Origin of the sequence: Pseudomonas sp. AN-B15 (genome assembly GCF_019056475.1) — a bacterium.
In the GTDB taxonomy this organism is placed as follows: Bacteria; Pseudomonadota; Gammaproteobacteria; order Pseudomonadales; family Pseudomonadaceae; genus Aquipseudomonas; species Aquipseudomonas parakoreensis.
The window spans coordinates 1,812,407-1,832,610 of record NZ_CP049737.1; the positions used below are offsets into that span (position 1 = coordinate 1,812,407).

At 58.6% G+C, this 20,204-nt stretch carries 19 protein-coding genes; 16 read left to right on the top strand and 3 right to left on the bottom strand.

Annotation, left to right across the window (positions count from 1 at the left end):
- Nucleotides 1-15 precede the first annotated feature (15 nt).
- The 12 genes from sdhC (at nucleotide 16) to GTQ41_RS08420 (ending at nucleotide 14,482) form a co-directional block, all read left to right on the top strand.
- Nucleotides 16-390: a succinate dehydrogenase, cytochrome b556 subunit gene (sdhC, locus tag GTQ41_RS08365; protein ID WP_047292829.1), complete on the top strand. Its 375-nt coding sequence runs from the start codon at nucleotides 16-18 to the stop codon at nucleotides 388-390.
- Nucleotides 384-752, top strand: coding sequence for a succinate dehydrogenase, hydrophobic membrane anchor protein (sdhD, locus tag GTQ41_RS08370; RefSeq protein WP_047292833.1), 369 nt, complete (start codon nucleotides 384-386; stop codon nucleotides 750-752). The genes sdhC and sdhD overlap by 7 nt, the downstream gene beginning before the upstream one ends.
- Nucleotides 753-755: 3 nt before the next feature.
- Nucleotides 756-2,528: a succinate dehydrogenase flavoprotein subunit gene (sdhA, locus tag GTQ41_RS08375; protein WP_047292836.1), complete on the top strand. Its 1,773-nt coding sequence runs from the start codon at nucleotides 756-758 to the stop codon at nucleotides 2,526-2,528.
- An 11-nt stretch (nucleotides 2,529-2,539) separates the two neighbouring features.
- Nucleotides 2,540-3,244 carry a succinate dehydrogenase iron-sulfur subunit gene (locus GTQ41_RS08380; RefSeq protein ID WP_003223007.1) on the top strand — a complete coding sequence of 235 codons (705 nt, stop codon included), beginning with the start codon at nucleotides 2,540-2,542 and terminating at the stop codon, nucleotides 3,242-3,244.
- Nucleotides 3,245-3,503: 259 nt separating this feature from the next.
- The gene (locus GTQ41_RS08385; protein ID WP_047292838.1) at nucleotides 3,504-6,335 is read left to right on the top strand and encodes a 2-oxoglutarate dehydrogenase E1 component; all 2,832 of its coding nucleotides are present in this window, start codon (nucleotides 3,504-3,506) and stop codon (nucleotides 6,333-6,335) included.
- Nucleotides 6,336-6,377: 42 nt separating this feature from the next.
- On the top strand, nucleotides 6,378-7,601 hold the full coding sequence (gene odhB / locus GTQ41_RS08390) for a 2-oxoglutarate dehydrogenase complex dihydrolipoyllysine-residue succinyltransferase (RefSeq protein ID WP_047292841.1): 1,224 nt from the start codon (nucleotides 6,378-6,380) through the stop codon (nucleotides 7,599-7,601).
- A gap of 97 nt (nucleotides 7,602-7,698) precedes the next feature.
- The gene (gene lpdA, locus GTQ41_RS08395) at nucleotides 7,699-9,135 is read left to right on the top strand and encodes a dihydrolipoyl dehydrogenase (RefSeq protein ID WP_041074385.1); all 1,437 of its coding nucleotides are present in this window, start codon (nucleotides 7,699-7,701) and stop codon (nucleotides 9,133-9,135) included.
- Between the two features lie 201 nt (nucleotides 9,136-9,336).
- On the top strand, nucleotides 9,337-10,503 hold the full coding sequence (sucC, locus tag GTQ41_RS08400; protein ID WP_003223015.1) for an ADP-forming succinate--CoA ligase subunit beta: 1,167 nt from the start codon (nucleotides 9,337-9,339) through the stop codon (nucleotides 10,501-10,503).
- A complete protein-coding gene (gene sucD / locus GTQ41_RS08405) occupies nucleotides 10,503-11,384 on the top strand; it encodes a succinate--CoA ligase subunit alpha (RefSeq protein ID WP_003223019.1) in 882 nt (293 codons plus the stop codon). Before sucC ends, sucD begins: the two co-directional genes overlap by 1 nt.
- A 388-nt stretch (nucleotides 11,385-11,772) precedes the next feature.
- Entirely contained in the window at nucleotides 11,773-13,086 is a 1,314-nt protein-coding gene (gene brnQ / locus GTQ41_RS08410; RefSeq protein WP_047292845.1) for a branched-chain amino acid transport system II carrier protein, read from the top strand.
- 257 nt (nucleotides 13,087-13,343) lie between these two features.
- Nucleotides 13,344-14,081, top strand: coding sequence for a DUF599 domain-containing protein (locus GTQ41_RS08415; protein ID WP_047292847.1), 738 nt, complete (start codon nucleotides 13,344-13,346; stop codon nucleotides 14,079-14,081).
- The gene (locus GTQ41_RS08420; RefSeq protein ID WP_047292849.1) at nucleotides 14,081-14,482 is read left to right on the top strand and encodes an MAPEG family protein; all 402 of its coding nucleotides are present in this window, start codon (nucleotides 14,081-14,083) and stop codon (nucleotides 14,480-14,482) included. Before GTQ41_RS08415 ends, GTQ41_RS08420 begins: the two co-directional genes overlap by 1 nt.
- 88 nt (nucleotides 14,483-14,570) lie before the next feature.
- Here the strand turns inward: GTQ41_RS08420 and GTQ41_RS08425 are convergent, their stop codons facing one another.
- Nucleotides 14,571-14,807 carry a hypothetical protein gene (locus GTQ41_RS08425; protein ID WP_007962865.1) on the bottom strand — a complete coding sequence of 79 codons (237 nt, stop codon included), beginning with the start codon at nucleotides 14,805-14,807 and terminating at the stop codon, nucleotides 14,571-14,573.
- 158 nt (nucleotides 14,808-14,965) lie between these two features.
- Here GTQ41_RS08425 and GTQ41_RS08430 point away from each other — a divergent pair, with 158 nt between their 5' ends.
- The 4 genes from GTQ41_RS08430 to GTQ41_RS08445 all read left to right on the top strand — a co-directional run bounded on the left by GTQ41_RS08430 (nucleotide 14,966) and on the right by GTQ41_RS08445 (nucleotide 18,674).
- Nucleotides 14,966-15,442, top strand: a complete 477-nt coding sequence (locus GTQ41_RS08430) for a PaaI family thioesterase (protein ID WP_047292851.1) — start codon at nucleotides 14,966-14,968, stop codon at nucleotides 15,440-15,442.
- The gene (locus GTQ41_RS08435; protein WP_041074374.1) at nucleotides 15,439-15,891 is read left to right on the top strand and encodes a PaaI family thioesterase; all 453 of its coding nucleotides are present in this window, start codon (nucleotides 15,439-15,441) and stop codon (nucleotides 15,889-15,891) included. The genes GTQ41_RS08430 and GTQ41_RS08435 overlap by 4 nt, the downstream gene beginning before the upstream one ends.
- 81 nt (nucleotides 15,892-15,972) lie before the next feature.
- On the top strand, nucleotides 15,973-17,877 hold the full coding sequence (gene htpG / locus GTQ41_RS08440) for a molecular chaperone HtpG (RefSeq protein WP_047293050.1): 1,905 nt from the start codon (nucleotides 15,973-15,975) through the stop codon (nucleotides 17,875-17,877).
- A 68-nt stretch (nucleotides 17,878-17,945) separates the two neighbouring features.
- Nucleotides 17,946-18,674, top strand: a complete 729-nt coding sequence (locus tag GTQ41_RS08445; protein WP_047292855.1) for a dienelactone hydrolase family protein — start codon at nucleotides 17,946-17,948, stop codon at nucleotides 18,672-18,674.
- 157 nt (nucleotides 18,675-18,831) lie between these two features.
- Here the strand turns inward: GTQ41_RS08445 and GTQ41_RS08450 are convergent, their stop codons facing one another.
- Entirely contained in the window at nucleotides 18,832-19,695 is an 864-nt protein-coding gene (locus GTQ41_RS08450) for a pirin family protein (protein ID WP_047292857.1), read from the bottom strand.
- A 61-nt stretch (nucleotides 19,696-19,756) separates the two neighbouring features.
- A complete protein-coding gene (locus GTQ41_RS08455; RefSeq protein WP_047292859.1) occupies nucleotides 19,757-20,173 on the bottom strand; it encodes an OsmC family protein in 417 nt (138 codons plus the stop codon).
- Between the last annotated feature and the right edge of the window lie 31 nt (nucleotides 20,174-20,204).

Below are 20,204 nucleotides of genomic sequence, written 5' to 3' on the forward strand. Positions count from 1 at the left end.
TGTGAAAAAAAAGCCGTGAAAAGCCAACGACCTGTAAACCTAGACCTAAGGACCATCAAACTCCCCATCACCGGCGTTACGTCGTTTCTTCACCGTGTTTCCGGCATCATCCTCTTCCTGGGTATCGGCTTCATGCTTTATGCATTGGGCAAGTCTCTGGGTTCCGAGGAAGGTTTTGCCGACGTGAAGGCATGCTTGACCAGCCCGCTGGCCAAGTTCGTAGCATGGGGCCTCCTGTCCGCTCTGCTGTATCACCTGGTAGCCGGTGTGCGCCACTTGATCATGGATATGGGCATCGGTGAGACGCTGGAAGGCGGCCGCCTGGGCTCGAAAATTATCATCGCGGTTTCCGTGGTGCTGATCGTTCTGGCAGGAGTTTGGATATGGTAACCAGCGTTACGAACCTTTCGCGATCGGGCCTCTATGACTGGATGGCGCAACGTGTGTCTGCGGTTGTTCTCGCGGCTTATTTCATCTTTCTGATCGGATACCTTGCAGTGAATCCGGGCATTGGCTACGACCAGTGGCACGGCCTGTTCGCTCACAACGGGATGCGTATCTTCAGTCTGCTGGCCCTCGTTGCCCTTGGCGCTCACGCCTGGGTCGGCATGTGGACCATCGCGACCGACTACCTGACGCCAATGGCGCTGGGCAAGTCCGCGACCGCAGTACGTTTCCTTTTCCAGGCAGTATGCGGCGTTGCGATGTTCGCTTACTTCGTCTGGGGTGTGCAGATTCTCTGGGGTATCTGAGTCATGGCTAACATTCCAACGATTTCTTTCGACGCCATCATTATTGGTGGTGGCGGTGCCGGCATGCGCGCTGCGCTGCAACTGGCACAAGGCGGTCACAAGACTGCGGTGATCACCAAGGTTTTCCCGACCCGTTCGCACACTGTATCCGCCCAGGGCGGCATCACCTGCGCGATCGCGTCCGCTGACCCGAACGATGACTGGCGCTGGCACATGTACGATACCGTCAAGGGTTCCGACTACATCGGTGACCAGGACGCTATCGAATACATGTGTCAGGAAGGCCCGGCTGCCGTTTTCGAGCTGGACCACATGGGTCTGCCGTTCTCGCGTACCGAGCAAGGCCGTATCTACCAGCGTCCATTCGGTGGTCAGTCCAAGGACTACGGCAAAGGCGGCCAGGCTGCTCGCACCTGCGCAGCATCCGACCGTACCGGTCACGCGCTGCTGCACACCCTTTATCAGGGCAACCTGAAAGCCGGTACCACGTTCCTGAACGAGTACTACGCTGTCGACCTGGTGAAAAACCAGGAAGGCGAGTTTGTCGGTGTGATCGCGATCTGCATCGAAACCGGCGAAACTTCGTACATCCGCGCCAAGGCCACCGTACTGGCCACTGGTGGTGCCGGTCGTATCTACGCCTCCACCACCAACGCCCTGATCAACACCGGTGACGGCGTTGGCATGGCGCTGCGTGCTGGTGTACCGGTACAAGACATCGAAATGTGGCAGTTCCACCCGACCGGCATCGCCGGCGCCGGTGTACTGGTTACAGAAGGCTGCCGTGGTGAAGGTGGTTACCTGATCAACAAGCACGGCGAGCGTTTCATGGAGCGTTATGCTCCGAACGCGAAAGACCTGGCTGGTCGTGACGTGGTTGCCCGTTCGATGGTTAAAGAAATCATCGCCGGCAACGGTTGCGGTCCGAATGGCGACCACGTAATGCTCAAACTCGACCACTTGGGCGAGGAAGTGCTGCACAGCCGTCTGCCAGGTATCTGCGAGCTGTCGAAGACTTTCGCCCACGTTGACCCGGTGGTTGCTCCGGTTCCGGTGGTTCCGACCTGCCACTATATGATGGGCGGCGTTGCCACCAACATTCATGGTCAGGCAATCACCCAGAACGCCGAAGGCGTGGATCAGATCATTCCTGGTCTGTTCGCCGTAGGTGAAGTGGCTTGCGTATCGGTACACGGTGCCAACCGTCTGGGCGGCAACTCGCTGCTCGACCTGGTGGTATTCGGCCGCGCTGCCGGCCTGCACCTGGAGAAGGCGCTGACCGACGGCATCGAATACGACGACGCTACCGAAGCCGACATCGAAGCAGCCCTGTCGCGTCTGAACGCGCTGAACGGCCGTTCCGATGGCGAAGACGTGGCAACCCTGCGTCGCGAGCTGCAAAGCTGCATGCAGAACTACTTCGGCGTATTCCGTACTGGCGAATACATGCAGAAGGGTATCGCTCAGCTGGCCGATCTGCGCAAGCGCATCGCCAACGTGAAGATCAACGATAAGTCGCAAGCGTTCAACACTGCGCGTATCGAAGCTCTGGAACTGCAAAACCTGCTGGAAGTGGCTGAAGCTACCGCCATCGCGGCCGAAGTACGTAAAGAGTCCCGCGGCGCTCACGCCCGTGAAGACTTCGAAGACCGTGACGACGAAAACTGGCTGTGCCACACCCTGTACTTCCCGGGTGAGAAACGCGTCGCCAAGCGTGCCGTAAACTTCTCGCCGAAGACTGTTCCGACTTTCGAACCTAAAGTCCGGACTTATTAAGGGTGATCGCCATGTTGCAAGTCAGTGTTTATCGCTACAACCCTGATCAGGACGCTGCGCCGTTCATGCAGGAATTCCAGGTCGATACCGGTGGTAAAGACCTGATGGTGCTGGACGTGCTGGCCCTGATCAAAGAGCAGGACGAGGGTTTCTCCTATCGTCGCTCTTGCCGTGAAGGCGTCTGCGGCTCCGACGGCATGAACATCAACGGCAAGAACGGTCTGGCGTGCATCACGCCGCTGTCCGCTGTCGTAAAAGGCAACAAGTTGATCGTTCGTCCGCTGCCAGGTTTGCCGGTTATCCGTGACCTGGTTGTCGATATGAGCATCTTCTACAAGCAATACGAGAAGGTTAAGCCTTACCTGCAGAACGACACTCCGGCTCCGGCCATCGAGCGTCTGCAGTCCCCTGAAGAGCGTGAAAAGCTCGACGGTCTGTACGAGTGCATCCTGTGCGCCTGCTGCTCGACCTCGTGCCCGTCCTTCTGGTGGAACCCGGACAAATTCCTGGGTCCAGCTGCCCTGCTGCAAGCGTACCGCTTCCTGGCAGACAGCCGTGACACCAAGACGTCCGAGCGTCTGGCTTCGCTCGATGACCCGTTCAGCGTCTTCCGCTGCCGGGGCATCATGAACTGCGTCAACGTATGTCCGAAAGGCCTGAACCCGACTAAGGCCATCGGTCACATCCGTAACATGCTGCTTTCGAGCGGCGTGTGATTCAGCTGCTGTAACCGTAGAACCGCTGTAACGAAGAGGCTGTGGCGCGGGCTTCAACCCGCGTCATGGCTATAACCAGAGCAGTAGCCACAAGCTGCAGCTCTTATTTTGAAGAAATGAGACAAGCAGGGGCATCCGGGCTGGTACCCGGACTATCAGCGTGATCCTAAGTGGCTTGTTTTGGTCGCTGCATTCGGACTTCTGCAAGTTTGCTCGGTATTGACGCCGATGGTGTTCCCCTAACCGAGGGTGACCAAGCATGCAAGAAAGCGTGATGCAGCGCATGTGGAACAGCGCCTACCTTTCAGGTGGAAACGCTGCCTATGTGGAAGAGCTTTATGAGCTCTACCTGCACGACCCTAACGCTGTGCCAGAAGAGTGGCGCACCTACTTTCAGAAGCTGCCTGCCGACGGCAGCTCTGCCACTGATGTTTCGCACTCCACAATTCGCGATCATTTCGTGCTGCTGGCAAAGAACCAGCGCCGCGCTCAACCGGTTTCCGCCGGGAGCGTGAGCAGTGAGCACGAGAAGAAGCAAGTTGAAGTGCTGCGATTGATCCAGGCCTACCGTATGCGTGGCCACCAGGCAGCCCAGCTTGACCCGCTGGGGCTGTGGCAGCGTCCTGCACCTGCAGACCTGTCGATCAATCATTACGGCTTGACCAATGCCGATCTTGATACGACCTTCCGTGCCGGCGACCTGTTCATCGGCAAAGAGGAAGCGAGCCTACGCGAAATTCACGAAGCGTTGCAGCAGACATATTGCCGCACCATCGGCGCTGAATTTACGCACATCACCGATTCCGAGCAGCGCCAGTGGTTCCAGCAGCGTCTGGAAAGCGTGCGCGGTCGTCCGACGTACTCCGCCGATATCAAGAGCCACCTGCTTGAGCGCGTGACTGCCGGTGAAGGCCTGGAAAAATACCTGGGCACCAAATACCCGGGCACCAAGCGTTTCGGTCTGGAAGGCGGCGAAAGCCTGATTCCGATGCTCGACGAACTGATCCAGCGTTCCGGTTCCTACGGCACCAAGGAAGTCGTCATCGGCATGGCCCACCGTGGCCGTCTGAACGTGCTGGTCAATACCTTCGGCAAGAACCCGCGCGAGCTGTTCGACGAGTTCGAAGGCAAGAAGAAGGTCGAGCTGGGTTCCGGTGACGTTAAATACCACCAGGGCTTCTCGTCCAACGTGATGACCGCCGGCGGTGAAGTTCACCTGGCCATGGCGTTCAACCCGTCCCACCTGGAAATCGTTTCCCCGGTGGTAGAAGGTTCGGTTCGCGCCCGTCAGGATCGTCGTAACGACCCGACCGGTGAGAAGGTTCTGCCGATCTCCATCCACGGTGACGCTGCATTCGCAGGTCAGGGCGTGGTCATGGAAACCTTCCAGATGTCGCAGACCCGCGGTTTCAAGACCGGCGGTACCGTGCACATCGTGATCAACAACCAGGTCGGTTTCACCATCAGCAACCCGCTGGACTCGCGTTCCACCGAGTACGCCACCGACGTTGCGAAGATGATCCAGGCGCCGATCCTCCATGTGAATGGTGATGATCCGGAAGCCGTGCTGTTCGTGACCCAGCTGGCCATCGACTATCGCATGCAGTTCAAGCGTGACGTGGTGATCGACCTGGTCTGCTACCGTCGTCGCGGCCACAACGAGGCCGACGAGCCAAGCGGCACCCAGCCGCTGATGTATCAGCAGATCACCAAGCAGCGCACCACCCGTGAGCTGTACGCTGATCGTCTGACTCAGGCCGGTGTGCTCGACGCAGAGCGTGTACAGGCGAAAGTCGACGAGTACCGCAACGCGCTGGACAACGGTCTGCACGTGGTGAAATCGCTGGTCAAAGAGCCGAACAAAGAGCTGTTCGTGGATTGGCGTCCGTATCTGGGCCACGCCTGGACTGCGCGTCACGACACACGCTTCGATCTCAAGACCCTGCAGGAACTGTCTGCCAAGCTGCTGGAAATTCCGGAAGGCTTCGTGGTTCAGCGTCAGGTTGCGAAGATCTACGAAGACCGTCAGAAGATGCAAGCCGGCGGCCTGCCGATCAACTGGGGTTACGCCGAAACCATGGCGTACGCGACCCTGGCGTTCGAAGGTCACCCGATCCGCATGACCGGTCAGGACATCGGCCGCGGTACGTTCTCGCACCGTCACGCTGTGCTGCACAACCAGAAAGATGCCGGCACCTACATTCCGCTGAAACACCTGTACGAAGGTCAGCCACGTTTTGACCTGTATGACTCGTTCCTGTCGGAAGAAGCGGTACTGGCCTTCGAATACGGCTACTCGACCACCACGCCAAACGCGCTGGTGATCTGGGAAGCCCAGTTCGGCGACTTCGCCAACGGTGCACAGGTTGTTATCGACCAGTTCATCACCAGCGGCGAGCACAAGTGGGGCCGTCTCTGCGGTCTGACCATGCTGTTGCCGCACGGCTACGAAGGTCAGGGTCCTGAGCACAGCTCGGCACGTCTTGAGCGTTACCTGCAACTGTGCGCCGAGCACAACATTCAGGTGTGCATGCCGACCACGCCGGCGCAGATCTACCACTTGCTGCGCCGTCAGGTGATTCGCCCGCTGCGCAAGCCATTGGTCGTTCTGACTCCAAAGTCGTTGCTGCGCCACAAGCTGGCCGTCTCGACTCTGGAAGATCTGGCCGAAGGTTCGTTCCAGACCGTGATCCCGGAAATCGACGCCCTGGACCCGAAAAAGGTCGAGCGTGTTGTTCTGTGTAGCGGCAAGGTCTACTACGACCTGCTGGAAAAACGTCGTGCCGAAGGCCGTGACGATATCGCCATCGTGCGTATCGAGCAGCTGTATCCATTCCCTGAGGACGACTTGAAAGAAGTCCTGGCGCCTTACACCAACGCCAAAGCGGCCGTCTGGTGTCAGGAAGAGCCAATGAACCAGGGCGCCTGGTACTGCAGCCAGCACCACCTGCGTCGCAGCATCGGTAACCTCAACAAATCTCTCGTACTCGAGTACGCGGGCCGTGAGGCTTCTGCTGCACCTGCATGTGGTTACGCATCGATGCACGCCGAGCAGCAGGAAAAACTGCTGCAAGACGCGTTTACCGTTTAACGCCTTCGCGCACCTGAAACCGAATTTAAGGAACCACAGATAATGGCTATCGAGATCAAAGCCCCCACTTTCCCGGAATCGGTTGCCGATGGCACCGTTGCCACCTGGCACAAACAACCGGGCGACGCCGTCAAGCGTGACGAACTGATCGTCGACATCGAAACCGACAAAGTCGTACTGGAAGTGCTGGCTACCGCCGACGGCGTGCTGGGCGCAATCGTCAAGAACGAAGGCGACACCGTTCTGTCCGACGAAGTCCTGGGCTCCATCACTGAAGGTGGCGCTGCTGCCGCTGCTCCAGCCGCCGCTGCTGCTCCGGCCGCTGCTGCCGCTGCCCCGGCTGCTGCCGAAGGCGAAGACGATCCTGTTGCTGCTCCGGCTGCGCGCAAGCTGGCTGAAGAAAACGGCATCAACATCGCCTCCGTTGCCGGCACCGGCAAAGGCGGTCGTGTGACCAAGGAAGACGTGGTGGCTGCTGTTGCCGCGAAGAAAGCCGCTCCGGCTGCCGCTCCTGCGAAAGCTGCTGCTCCGGCCGCTGCTGCCCCGGTATTCGCTGCCGGTGACCGCGTTGAAAAACGTGTGCCGATGACCCGTCTGCGTGCCAAGGTTGCCGAGCGTCTGGTTGAAGCCCAGTCGAACATGGCCATGCTGACCACGTTCAACGAAGTCGACATGACCGAAGTCATGGCCCTGCGTTCGAAGTACAAGGACCTGTTCGAGAAGTCCCACAACGGCGTACGCCTGGGCTTCATGTCGTTCTTCGTCAAGGCGGCCACCGAAGCGCTGAAACGCTTCCCGGCGGTCAACGCTTCGATCGACGGCGCGGACATCGTTTACCACGGCTACGCCGACATTGGTGTTGCCGTTTCCAGCGACCGTGGTCTGGTTGTTCCGGTTCTGCGTAACGCCGAGCTGATGAGCCTGGCTGAAATCGAAGGCGGCATCGCCACATTCGGCAAAAAAGCCCGTGACGGCAAACTGTCGATGGAAGAGATGACCGGTGGTACCTTCACCATCACCAACGGTGGTACCTTCGGTTCGATGATGTCGACCCCGATTGTCAACCCGCCGCAGGCAGCGATTCTGGGCATGCACAACATCATCCAGCGTCCTATGGCCATCAACGGTCAGGTCGTGATCCGTCCGATGATGTACCTGGCGCTGTCCTACGATCACCGTCTGATCGATGGCAAAGAAGCTGTAACCTTCCTGGTGACCATCAAGAACCTGCTGGAAGATCCGGCTCGTCTGTTGCTGGATATCTGATAGAAGCAGCCATGCGCTGCGGGTGGCGTACCGTCGGCAACGGCGGTACGGCCCGCAGCGCGCGGCTTGAAGCTTTTCGCTAAAGAGGATTTTTTGAATGTCGCAGAAATTTGACGTAGTAGTGATCGGTGCCGGCCCTGGCGGCTATGTTGCTGCCATCAAGGCCGCGCAGCTGGGTCTCACCACTGCCTGCATCGAGAAGTACACCGACGCTGAAGGCAAACAGGCCCTCGGCGGTACTTGCCTGAACGTCGGCTGCATTCCGTCCAAGGCGCTGCTGGACAGCTCCTGGAAGTACAAGGAAGCCAAAGAGAGCTTCAACGTTCACGGTATCTCGACCGGCGAAGTCAAAATGGACGTCGCTGCGATGGTTGGCCGCAAGGCTGGCATCGTCAAGAACCTGACTGGCGGCGTTGCCACCCTGTTCAAGGCCAACGGCGTTACTTCGATCCAGGGCCACGGCAAGCTGCTGGCTGGCAAGAAAGTCGAAGTCACCAAGCCGGACGGTTCGGTTGAAGTCATCGAAGCCGAAAACGTCATCCTGGCCCCAGGTTCGCGTCCGATCGACATTCCACCGGCTCCGGTCGATCAGAAAGTCATCGTCGATTCGACGGGTGCTCTGGAATTCCAGGCCGTCCCTAAACGTCTGGGCGTGATCGGCGCTGGCGTGATCGGTCTGGAACTGGGTTCGGTGTGGTCGCGTCTGGGTGCAGAAGTGACAGTCCTGGAAGCCCTGGACACTTTCCTGATGGCAGCCGACACCGCTGTTTCCAAGGAAGCGCTGAAAACCCTGACCAAACAGGGCCTGGACATCAAGCTGGGCGCTCGCGTGACCGGTTCGAAAGTGAACGGCGACGAAGTCGTTGTTAACTACACCGATGCCAACGGCGAACAGACCATCACTTTCGACAAACTGATCGTAGCCGTTGGTCGCCGTCCGGTGACCACTGATCTGCTGGCTGCCGACAGCGGCGTGACCCTGGATGAGCGCGGTTTCGTGCACGTTGACGATCACTGCGCCACCACCGTACCGGGCGTTTACGCCATCGGTGACGTGGTTCGCGGCATGATGCTGGCGCACAAGGCCTCGGAAGAGGGCATCATGGTTGTCGAGCGCATCAAGGGCCACAAGGCCCAGATGAACTATGACCTGATCCCTTCGGTTATTTATACTCACCCGGAAATCGCGTGGGTTGGCAAAACCGAGCAGGCCTTGAAAGCCGAAGGCGTTGAAGTTAACGTCGGCACCTTCCCGTTCGCCGCTTCCGGCCGTGCCATGGCCGCCAACGATACCGGTGGTTTCGTCAAGGTCATCGCTGATGCCAAGACCGACCGCGTATTGGGCGTGCACGTGATTGGCCCGAGCGCTGCAGAACTGGTTCAGCAGGGCGCGATCGGTATGGAATTCGGCACCAGCGCTGAAGACCTGGGCATGATGGTTTTCTCCCATCCGACCCTGTCTGAAGCCTTGCACGAAGCTGCTCTGGCGGTGAATGGCGGCGCCATCCACATTGCCAACCGCAAGAAGCGTTAAGACACAAAATAAGAAACCACGGCGGTAACGGCCCGTCGTGAGCCTTGCGAGCAAGTCTCACCGCGGAATGTCCGCTGGACGCAGTCTTGCGTAGCTGAACCGGGTAACCGGAAGGCTGCGCAAGCAGCAGTCACAGGTGGCGCGGCACTCATCAAGAGCGCAGCGCCGAATGCGCAGTACCTAACGAAGACGGTAAAAAGCATGAATCTTCACGAGTATCAGGGTAAGCAGCTGTTCGCTGAATACGGCCTGCCAGTTTCCACTGGTTACGCAGTAGACACCCCGGAAGCAGCAGCAGAAGCTTGCGACAAAATCGGCGGCAGCGAGTGGGTTGTCAAAGCCCAGGTCCACGCCGGTGGTCGCGGTAAAGCGGGCGGCGTCAAGCTGGTTCGCAACAAAGAAGACGCCAAGGCCTTCGCACAGCAGTGGCTGGGCAAGCGTCTGGTGACTTACCAGACTGACGCCAATGGTCAGCCAGTCACCAAGATCCTGGTTGAATCGTGCACTGATATCGCTAAAGAGCTGTACCTGGGCGCTGTCGTTGACCGTTCGAGCCGTCGCATCGTGTTCATGGCCTCCACCGAAGGTGGCGTGGACATCGAGAAAATCGCTCACGACACGCCAGAAAAAATTCTGAAAGCCACTATCGATCCACTGGTTGGCGCTCAGCCATTCCAGGGTCGCGAGCTGGCGTTCCAACTGGGTCTGGAAGGCAAGCAAGTTGCCCAGTTCGCCAAGATCTTCGTCGGTCTGGCCAAACTGTTCCAGGATCACGATCTGGCCCTGCTGGAAGTGAACCCGCTGGTGATCAAGGCTGACGGCGATCTGCACTGCCTGGACGCCAAGATCAACATCGACGCCAACGCCATGTACCGTCAGCCTAAGCTGAAGACTTTCCACGATCCGTCGCAAGACGATCCGCGCGAAGCGCACGCTGCCAAGTTCGAACTGAACTACGTAGCTCTGGAAGGCAACATCGGCTGCATGGTCAACGGTGCCGGCCTGGCCATGGGTACCATGGACATCGTCAACCTGCACGGCGGCAAGCCAGCCAACTTCCTCGACGTAGGTGGTGGTGCTACCAAAGAGCGCGTGACCGAAGCCTTCAAGATCATCCTGTCCGACACCAACGTCGCTGCAGTACTGGTCAACATCTTCGGCGGCATCGTTCGCTGCGACATGATTGCCGAAGGCATCATCGGCGCCGTGAAAGAAGTCGGCGTGAAAATCCCGGTTGTTGTTCGCCTTGAAGGCAACAACGCTGAGCTGGGCGCTAAAGTACTGGCAGAAAGCGGTTTGAACATCATCGCTGCTACCAGCCTGACCGACGCTGCTCAACAAGTTGTCAAAGCTGCGGAGGGCAAATAATGAGCGTCCTGATCAATAAAGACACCAAAGTTATCTGCCAGGGTATTACCGGTTCGCAAGGTAGTTTCCACACCCAGCAAGCCATCGAATACGGCACCAAGATGGTTGGTGGCGTAACTCCGGGCAAAGGCGGCACCGAGCACCTGGGTCTGCCAGTGTTCAACACCGTTAAAGACGCAGTCGCAGCCACTGGCGCTACCGCCAGCGTGATCTACGTTCCGGCTCCTTTCTGCAAGGACTCGATCCTGGAAGCGGCATTCGGCGGCATCAAGCTGATCGTCTGCATCACCGAAGGCATTCCTACCCTGGACATGCTGGACGCTAAAGTTAAGTGCGACGAGCTGGGTGTTACCCTGATCGGCCCTAACTGCCCAGGCGTGATCACTCCAGGCGAATGCAAGATCGGCATCATGCCAGGTCACATTCACTTGCCAGGCAAGGTCGGTATCGTTTCGCGTTCCGGCACCCTGACCTACGAAGCTGTGAAGCAGACCACTGACGCCGGTTTCGGTCAGTCGACTTGCGTCGGCATCGGTGGTGACCCGATCCCGGGTTCGAACTTCATCGACATCCTGAAGCTGTTCCAGGAAGACCCGAAGACCGAAGCGATCGTGATGATCGGCGAGATCGGCGGTTCGGCTGAAGAAGAAGCGGCTGCCTACATCAAGGCACACGTGACCAAGCCGGTTGTTTCCTACATCGCGGGTGTGACTGCTCCTCCGGGCAAGCGCATGGGCCATGCGGGCGCAATCATCTCTGGCGGCAAAGGCACTGCAGACGAGAAATTCGCTGCGCTGCAAGACGCAGGCGTAAAAACCGTGCGTTCGCTGGCAGACATCGGCAAGGCCCTGGCCGAGCTGACCGGTTGGGCTGTCAAGTAAGCCTCGTGCTTGACTGACGCTTCACCAGACAAAGGCCACCTTCGGGTGGCCTTTGTTGTTTCTGAAAATCAAAAGATCGCAGCCTGCGGCAGCTCCTACACAGGATTATCTGTAGGAGCTGCCGCAGGCTGCGATCTTTTGATCTTTGCGTTCTTTATGAAATTTAGATGCGTAAACGCGACACCGACACGTCGTGTATCGGATAGTTCGCCCTCAAACAGTGCGTTTGTCAGACAAATTCGTTAGGCTAGCAGCCATTTTTGCGTCTGCCGCCCACAAGGCATGCAACGCGCTAAACGGGTCAGCCCCATACGGACTGACAGCATTTCCCTAACCCCACAGGGAAATCCCCCTCTAAATTCCGATTCAGTAGTGTGGTATTTCCTTAATGAAAGTTTTGAAAGGTCAGGACATCCTGGCACTGGGCTTTATGACATTTGCCCTGTTCGTCGGGGCCGGCAACATCATTTTCCCGCCTATCGTCGGCCTGCAGTCCGGACCTAACGTCTGGATGGCGGCGCTGGGCTTTTTGATCACGGCAGTCGGTCTGCCGGTGGTCACCGTTGTCGCTCTGGCCAAGGTCGGTGGTGCGATGGATGCGCTGAGCAGCCCGATCGGCAAGATCGCCGGTGGTGTGCTCGCCGCGGCGTGCTACCTGGCGGTCGGCCCGTTGTTCGCCACCCCGCGGACCGCGACCGTGTCGTTCGAAGTGGGTCTGGCGCCACTGACCGGCGAAAGCCCGCTGGCGCTGTTCCTCTACAGCTCGGTGTACTTCTTGCTGGTGTTCTTCATCTCGCTGTATCCGGGCCGTCTGCTCGATACCGTGGGGCGATTCCTCGCGCCGCTGAAAATCATCGCCCTGGCGGTACTCGGCATCGCCGCGTTCGCTTTGCCGGCCGGTGATATTGGCCAGGCCACGCCTGAATACGTCGCGGCACCGTTCTCCCAGGGCTTCATCAATGGTTACCTGACCATGGATACCCTCGGCGCGCTGGTGTTCGGCATCGTCATCGTCAACGCAATCCGCTCCCGTGGCGTCGAGTCGCCTGCGCTGATCACCCGTTACGCGATCATTGCCGGCCTCATCGCCGGTGTCGGTCTGGCGCTGGTGTACATCAGCCTGTTCCGTCTCGGTTCCGGCAGCCATGAAGTCGCGGTCGGTGCCACCAACGGCGCGGCGGTGCTGCATGCTTACGTGCAGCACACCTTCGGTTCGCTGGGCAGCGGTTTCCTTGCGGTGCTGATCTCGCTGGCGTGCCTGGTGACCGCGGTCGGTCTGACCTGCGCCTGCGCTGAATACTTCAGCCGCGTGCTGCCGCTGTCCTACAAGACCCTGGTGATCATCCTCGCCGCGTTCTCGCTGCTGGTGTCCAACCTGGGCCTGACCAAGCTGATCGCGTTCTCGATCCCGGTACTGACCGCAATCTACCCGCCGTGCATCGTTCTGGTGGCCCTGAGCTTCTGCAAGGACTTCTGGCATGAACACGGGCGGATCCTCGGCCCGGTCATGCTGGTGTCGTTCCTGTTCGGCACCATCGACGCGCTCAAGGGCGCCGGTCTGGCTGACTGGATGCCGTCGCAGCTGGCGCACCTGCCGCTGAGCGAGCAGGGGTTGGCCTGGCTGGTGCCATGCGTGATGACCCTGGTGGTCGCCGTGGTCTGCGATCGCCTGCTGGGCAAGCGCAGCGAAGCCGTTGCCTGACGTTGTCTGACCCGCCACAAGCGGGTCTTCAGCGCTTAAACGGAAATGCCCCGTATCAATCGATACGGGGCATTTTTTATGGGCGTCTGGCAGTGTCTTTTTTCGCGAGCTAACGTCGAAAGGTTGCCGAAGTCTTAATGTGAGAGCGAGCCTGCTCGCGAAAGCGTTGTGTCAGCCGCCATCAATGTTGTGCGATACGCCGCTTTCGCGAGCAGGCTCGCTCCCACAGGTAGCATCCATACTTCACAGGGAATTGCATGTCGTTCATCCAAGCCAACCTGATCCACCTGCTGGCCGCGCTCTGGTTTGTCATCTGCTGGGGCGGCTACACCCGTTATGCGTCGTGGAAGGCCCGCGATACCGCGTGCCTGGCCAGTGTGTTGCACCTGTACCGCGAAGACTGGATGCGCCGCATGCTCCTGCGTGACAACCGCATCGCCGACGCCAGCGTGATTGGCAATCTGGAACGCAACGCCTCGTTCTTCGCCTCCAGCACCCTGATTATTCTTGCCGGTATTCTGACCGTGCTCGGTGCATCCGAACGCGCCGTGTCGTTGCTGGCGGATATCCCGATGGTGCAACAGGCATCGCAGGGCATGTCGGAGATCAAGTTGCTGTGCCTGGCGCTGGTGTTCGTCTATGCGTTCTTCACGTTCAGCTGGTGCATGCGTCAGTACAACTTTGCCGCGGTACTGGTCGGCTCAGCGCCAATGATCGGCGAGCGCCAGGTGTCCGAGCAGGAGCGCAAGGCGTTCGCACTGCGGGCGGCACGGGTGATTTCGATGGCGGCCAACCAGTTCAACTTCGGTCTGCGTTCCTACTACTTCGGCATGAGCATGCTGGCGTGGTTTGTCAGCCCGTGGTTGTTCATGTTGATGAGTGCCGGTGTGGTTCTAGTGTTGTACCGTCGCGAGTTTCATTCCGACGTGCTCGATGTGATGGTCTATACCCCTACAGAGGCGCCATTGCCCGAAACCAATAAAGAGGCTGTTTGATGAGTATTCCGTTCTGGTGTGTGTTTATCAGTGCATTGTTGATCTACATCGCGCGTATGCCGGTGGCTAAAGCCATGAAAGAGCAGGGCGGTTACAACAACCACCTGCCGCGCCAACAACAGGCGCAACTCACTGGTTACGGCGCGCGGGCGCTGGCGGCGCATCAGAACTGCATCGAAGCGTTCATCCTGTTCGCCGTGGGTGTGCTGATGGCGCACACCACGCAAACCCAAGGCTGGTTGATTGATGCTCTGGCAATCATCTTTGTGATCGCGCGGGTTCTTTACGTGTGGTTGTATCTGGCGGATAAACCATCCCTGCGCAGCCTGGTGTGGCTGGTCGGCCTGCTCTGCAGTTTGTTGCTGATGATTAGTCCGACTTTTAGAACCGTATTGCTCTAAGAAAGCCTCTAAGCCAAGACTGACCAAAAATCACAGGCAAAAGAAAACCCGCACTTGGCGGGTTTTCTTTTTCTGCATCAAGTCGCAATTATTGCTTCTTGGCAGCTTCTTCCTGAGCAGCTTGATTCGATTCAGCCTGAGCTTTGGCAGCTTCGGCGTTTTCTTTTGCTGCGTCGTTCACTTTATCCTGAGCTTTGTTCATGTCTTGCTGAGCTTGCTCAGCATGTTGGTTGGCATCTTGAGCTTTGTCCTCGGATTTTTTATCGCAGGCAGCGAGACCGAGGGAAGCGGTCAACATCAAGGCAATAGCTAAAGTCTTACGCATGGGGTGTTTCTCCTTATGGAAAATAACTACTGGCCTTAAGAGCGCAGCGCCAAAGGTTAAGTTCCTCATTTTGTTCAGATATATAAGTTTGTTTTTCAGTGGAACTTTTGCCGTATTGCTTACTACTGGCAAAAGGCTCTAACGAGAGTAATTATCAAATGGCTGAAAACCCCGTTTTTGAGCGCGCGACACGCTTTCTCTCCGCCCTGCGCCATTGTCAGGTGCTCGGTTTGACGGTGCACAGCGCCAGCAGCGAAGGGCTGACAGTGAAGCTGCCGTACAGCGCGCAAATCGTTGGCAATCCGCAAACCGGGGTCATCCACGGCGGTGCGATTACTTCGCTGATGGACACCGCATGCGGCATGTCCACGTTGTGCGTTTTGCCGGAATTCGAAGTCTGCCCGACCCTGGACCTGCGCATCGACTACATGCACGCCGCAGAGCCGAACAAGGACGTCTACGGTTTCGCCGAGTGTTATCGGGTCACCACCGATGTGATCTTCGCCCGCGGTTTTGCCTATCAGGACGACCCGCAGCAACCCATAGCCCATGTTGTTGGCACCTTCATGCGCATGGGCAAGGGGCTGAAAGGCACCCAGGGATTTGGCGGCAGGATCAAAGGAGAACTTCGATGAGCGATGACTGGAAGCAACAACTGCTGCTGGCTCACGCTCAGGGCGATTACGCGCCTTTGCTGCAGATGATTCCCTACGCCGGGCTGATCGGCGTCGAATGCTCGCGAGTCGGTGATGACCTGCTGTTCAAGCTGCCGGCGAACAAGGACAACATTGGTAACCCTTTATTGCCTGCGATCCATGGCGGGGTGATCGCCGGATTCATGGAGCTGGCAGCCGCGTTGCATTTGCTGATCTTCACCGGAGCGCCCGGGGTGCCGAAGATCATCGATTTTTCCCTGGATTACCTGCGCGCCGGGCAGTTTCGCGACACCTGGGCCAAATGTCAGGTCTGCCGCCAGGGCCGGCGTGTGGCCAACGTCGCGATTACGGCATGGCAAAGTACCGAAAGCGAACCGATCGCCACCGCCCGTGCACACTTCAAAATCGATGAGCCCTTGAAATCCTGAACGCTGCCCCCAACTCAGTGAACAACCCGCCGCCGACCCTCCGGGTCGCGGCCACTGCCATCTGATTGGAGTTTGATGACCATGAGTGTGGAAACTCAAAAGGAAACCCTGGGCTTCCAGACCGAGGTAAAGCAACTGCTGCACCTCATGATCCATTCGCTGTATTCCAACAAGGAAATCTTCCTTCGCGAATTGATCTCGAACGCCTCTGACGCTGTCGACAAGCTGCGCTTCGAAGCTCTGGCCAAGCCGGAATTGCTCGAAGGTGGCGCTGAACTGAAAATCCGTGTGAGCTTCGACAAGGACGCCAAGACCGTCACCCTCGAAGACAACGGTATCGGCATGAACCGTGACGATGTGATCACCCACCTGGGGACCATCGCCAAATCCGGTACCGCCGATTTCATGAAGAATCTCTCGGGCGATCAGAAGAAAGATTCGCACCTGATCGGCCAGTTTGGTGTCGGCTTCTACTCCGCCTTCATCGTGGCGGACAAAGTCGATGTGTACAGCCGTCGCGCCGGCACTCCTGCCAGCGAAGGCGTGCACTGGTCGTCGAAAGGCGAGGGCGAGTTCGAAGTCGCCACCATCGACAAACCAGAGCGCGGTACCCGCATCGTCCTGCACCTGAAGTCTGGTGAAGACGAGTTCGCCGATGGCTGGCGTCTGCGCAACATCATCAAGAAATACTCCGACCACATCGCGCTGCCGATCGAGCTGCCGAAAGAAGTGGCTGCTGCCGAGGGCGAAGAGAAACCAGCCGTTGAATGGGAAACCGTCAACCGCGCCAGCGCCCTGTGGACCCGTCCGCGCACTGAAGTGAAGGACGAGGAATACCAGGAGTTCTACAAACACATCGCCCACGACTTTGAAAACCCGCTGGCCTGGAGCCACAACAAAGTCGAAGGCAAGCTCGAGTACAGCTCGTTGCTGTACGTGCCGGCCCGCGCGCCGTTCGACCTGTACCAGCGGGAAGCGCCGAAAGGCCTGAAGCTCTACGTGCAGCGCGTGTTCGTGATGGATCAGGCCGAGTCGTTCCTGCCCCTGTACCTGCGCTTCATCAAAGGCGTGGTCGATTCCAACGACCTGTCGCTGAACGTGTCGCGGGAAATCCTGCAGAAAGACCCGATCATCGATTCGATGAAGTCGGCGCTGACCAAGCGCGTGCTGGACATGCTGGAAAAACTGGCGAAGAACGAGCCTGAGCAATACAAGGGCTTCTGGAAAAACTTCGGTCAGGTCATGAAAGAAGGCCCGGCAGAAGATTTCGCCAACAAGGAAAAAATTGCTGGTCTGCTGCGCTTCGCATCGACCACCGAAGGTGACGGCGAGCAGATCGTCGGTCTGGCGGACTACCTGGCGCGCGCCAAGGAAGGTCAGGACAAGATCTACTACCTCACCGGTGAAACCTATGCGCAGGTCAAGAACAGCCCGCACCTGGAAGTCTTCCGCAAGAAAGGCATCGAAGTGCTGCTGCTGACCGATCGTATCGACGAGTGGCTGATGAGCTACCTCAGCGAGTTCGACGGCAAGACCTTTGTCGACGTAGCACGCGGTGACCTCGATCTGGGCAACCTGGACTCGGAAGAGGACAAGAAAGCTGCAGAAGAAGTCGCCAAGTCCAAAGAAGGTCTGGTCGAGCGCCTGAAAACCGCGCTGGGCGATTCCGTTGCCGAGGTTCGCGTCTCTCACCGCCTGACCGACTCGCCAGCCATTCTGGCCATCGGCGAACAGGACCTGGGCCTGCAAATGCGCCAGATCCTCGAAGCCAGCGGGCAAAAAGTGCCGGAGTCGAAGCCGATCTTCGAATTCAACCCGAGCCACCCGCTGATCGAGAAACTCGATGGCGAGCAGAACGAAGCGCGTTTTGGCGACCTGTCGCACATCCTCTTCGATCAGGCCGCTCTGGCGGCTGGCGAAAGCTTGAAAGACCCGGCCGCTTATGTGACCCGTCTGAACAAGCTGCTGGTTGAGCTGTCAGCCTAATCACGATGTAGAAAAACCCGCTTCGGCGGGTTTTTTCATTCTGGTGTTTAACTAATCAGGAGTCAGAAATGAGCCAAGTTACTGTTCGTTCCGTGGTCTATCAGTTGGATGGTCAGCCCTATGAAGGTCGTCTGGCGTTCGACGCCGAGCACAAGGGCGCGCGCCCGGGTCTGTTGATGGCGCCGAACTGGATGGGCGTCAGCGCCGGTGCCGAGGAGATCGCCAAGTCGGTCGCGGCCAAGGGTTACGTGGTATTGATTGCTGACGTGTACGGGCAAACAGTACGTCCGCAGAATGCTGACGAGGCCGGCGCGGCGATGATGCCGCTGAAGAACGACCGCGCACTGCTGCGCAAGCGCATGCAGGCGGCGTTCGAGCAGTTGCAGAAGCAGGGTGAGGCGGCGGTTGATACCTCAAAACTGGCGGTGTTCGGGTTCTGCTTCGGTGGTTGCTGCGCGCTGGATCTGGCGCGGACCGGTGCGCCGGTGAAGGCGGCGGTGTCGTTCCATGGCACGCTGGATTCGCCGAATCCGGCGGATGCCAAGAACATCAAGGGCTCGGTGCTGGTGCTGCACGGTGCTTCCGACCCGTTGGTGCCGAAAGAGCAATTGCCGGCGTTCGAAGATGAAATGAACGCGGCGAAGGTCGATTGGCAGTTGCTGAGTTACGGCGGTGCGGTGCACTCATTTACCGATCCGCATGCCAATGTGCCAGGCAAGATGATGTACGACGCGAAGACCGCCAAGCGTGCGTTCAAGTCGATGCATGATTTGCTGGAAGAAGTGTTCAACGGCTGATTGTGCAGTCAGGCATTGACTCGGTCGGTGCCTGATCTGGCCTCATCGCTGGCAAGCCAGCTCCCACAGTGTTCGATTCGTTTGCTGGATATTTGTCCGGCGCTAAACCTGTGGGAGCTGGCTTGCCAGCGATGGCTGACTAACAGGCGACACAGAGCTAAGGCAATTCAATCCGCTCAACTTCCCCCGGCACCGTCGGCCAATCCCCGACCGCCCACTTTCGTCGCGCCTCATCGATCGCCGCCGGATCGCTCGCGACAAAATTCCAGTTGATCCGCCGTGGCCCGTCCAGTGCGGCGCCGCCAAACACCACCGCGTGCACACCGCTTTCGGCAAACAGACTCATCGCTTCCCCGCCCGGCAACACCGCCAGTGCGTGGGGCTCGAGGGGTTCGCCATTCAACTGCGCATCGCCACTCAGCACATACACCGCGCGTTCTTCGTGCTCGGTCGGGATCAGCAGTGTAGTCGCGGTCTGCATTTTTATTTCGGCATACAGCGTAGGAGAAAGCACCGGTACCGGTGATTCCAGGCAAAAGCCTGACCCGGCAATCATCCGAATCTGCACGCCAAGGTTGTCGCTGACCGGCAGGGTTGCGGCCGGGTGATGGCTGTAATGCCCAGGGCCTTGCTCATGATCCTTGGGCGAAGCCAGCCAGATCTGCAAGCCGTGCATCGTGAAGCTTTGCGCCCACAACGGCTCGGGCGTGCGCTCGACGTGGGCAATCGCACTGCCGGCGGTCATCCAGCTGACATCGCCGGCGCTGACCACCTGATTGGAGCCAAGGCTGTCCTTGTGCTGGATCTGCCCTTCGAAGAGGTAGGTCAAGGTCGACAGACCAATGTGCGGATGCTGTCGGATGTTCATGCCTTTGCCCGTCGGATAAACCGTCTCGAGCATGTGGTCGAAAAATACAAATGGCCCGACGCTGCGGCATTTGGCTGACGGCAGCGGGCGCAGGATCGGCTGGCCTTCGACGTCTTCGGCGCGCGGGCGGATGATCAGTGGTTGCGTGTCCATGGTGCATTCCAGGCTGAGCGGGTGATGCCAGAAGCATAACCCGCCGCTGGCAAGAGGGTGATTACTGGCTGTCGAAGCCTTGTGGAGCGTGGGTTTCAATGCTGACGTCGCTGGTGGTCATCAGTTTGTGAATCGGGCAGCGATCGGCGACGCGCAGCAGTTCTTCACGCTGGGCATCGGTGAGGACGCCCTTGAGGGTAAGCGTCACATGCAGGGCGTATTTGCCTTTCTGCTCTTCGCTGTTGTCGCGCTTGACCTCGACACCCACGCCGGTCAGCGGGATGTCTTTCTTCTTCGCGTACATTTTCAGGGTCAGGGCCTTGCAGGCACCGAGCGCGGCATCGAAGTAGTCGTGTGGCTCGGGGGCCGAGCCTTCGCCGCCGGCAGACTTCGGCACGTCGGCAAACAATTCGTGGTCATCGATCTGTACGGTGTGACGAAAACCTTCGGCGGAGACGGTATTGACGGTAACAGTCATGGCAACCTCACTGGCAGTAGGAAAAAGTCGT

Bases quoted from the DNA above. Each gene is read 5' to 3' on its own strand.
- sdhD (WP_047292833.1), top strand. From the start codon at position 384: ATGGTAACCAGCGTTACGAACCTTTCGCGATCGGGCCTCTATGACTGG.
- sdhA (WP_047292836.1), top strand. From the start codon at position 756: ATGGCTAACATTCCAACGATTTCTTTCGACGCCATCATTATTGGTGGT.
- GTQ41_RS08380 (WP_003223007.1), top strand. From the start codon at position 2,540: ATGTTGCAAGTCAGTGTTTATCGCTACAACCCTGATCAGGACGCTGCG.
- GTQ41_RS08385 (WP_047292838.1), top strand. From the start codon at position 3,504: ATGCAAGAAAGCGTGATGCAGCGCATGTGGAACAGCGCCTACCTTTCA.
- odhB (WP_047292841.1), top strand. From the start codon at position 6,378: ATGGCTATCGAGATCAAAGCCCCCACTTTCCCGGAATCGGTTGCCGAT.
- lpdA (WP_041074385.1), top strand. From the start codon at position 7,699: ATGTCGCAGAAATTTGACGTAGTAGTGATCGGTGCCGGCCCTGGCGGC.
- sucC (WP_003223015.1), top strand. From the start codon at position 9,337: ATGAATCTTCACGAGTATCAGGGTAAGCAGCTGTTCGCTGAATACGGC.
- sucD (WP_003223019.1), top strand. From the start codon at position 10,503: ATGAGCGTCCTGATCAATAAAGACACCAAAGTTATCTGCCAGGGTATT.
- brnQ (WP_047292845.1), top strand. From the start codon at position 11,773: ATGAAAGTTTTGAAAGGTCAGGACATCCTGGCACTGGGCTTTATGACA.
- GTQ41_RS08415 (WP_047292847.1), top strand. From the start codon at position 13,344: ATGTCGTTCATCCAAGCCAACCTGATCCACCTGCTGGCCGCGCTCTGG.
- GTQ41_RS08420 (WP_047292849.1), top strand. From the start codon at position 14,081: ATGAGTATTCCGTTCTGGTGTGTGTTTATCAGTGCATTGTTGATCTAC.
- GTQ41_RS08425 (WP_007962865.1), bottom strand. From the start codon at position 14,807: ATGCGTAAGACTTTAGCTATTGCCTTGATGTTGACCGCTTCCCTCGGT.
- GTQ41_RS08430 (WP_047292851.1), top strand. From the start codon at position 14,966: ATGGCTGAAAACCCCGTTTTTGAGCGCGCGACACGCTTTCTCTCCGCC.
- GTQ41_RS08435 (WP_041074374.1), top strand. From the start codon at position 15,439: ATGAGCGATGACTGGAAGCAACAACTGCTGCTGGCTCACGCTCAGGGC.
- htpG (WP_047293050.1), top strand. From the start codon at position 15,973: ATGAGTGTGGAAACTCAAAAGGAAACCCTGGGCTTCCAGACCGAGGTA.
- GTQ41_RS08445 (WP_047292855.1), top strand. From the start codon at position 17,946: ATGAGCCAAGTTACTGTTCGTTCCGTGGTCTATCAGTTGGATGGTCAG.
- GTQ41_RS08450 (WP_047292857.1), bottom strand. From the start codon at position 19,695: ATGGACACGCAACCACTGATCATCCGCCCGCGCGCCGAAGACGTCGAA.
- GTQ41_RS08455 (WP_047292859.1), bottom strand. From the start codon at position 20,173: ATGACTGTTACCGTCAATACCGTCTCCGCCGAAGGTTTTCGTCACACC.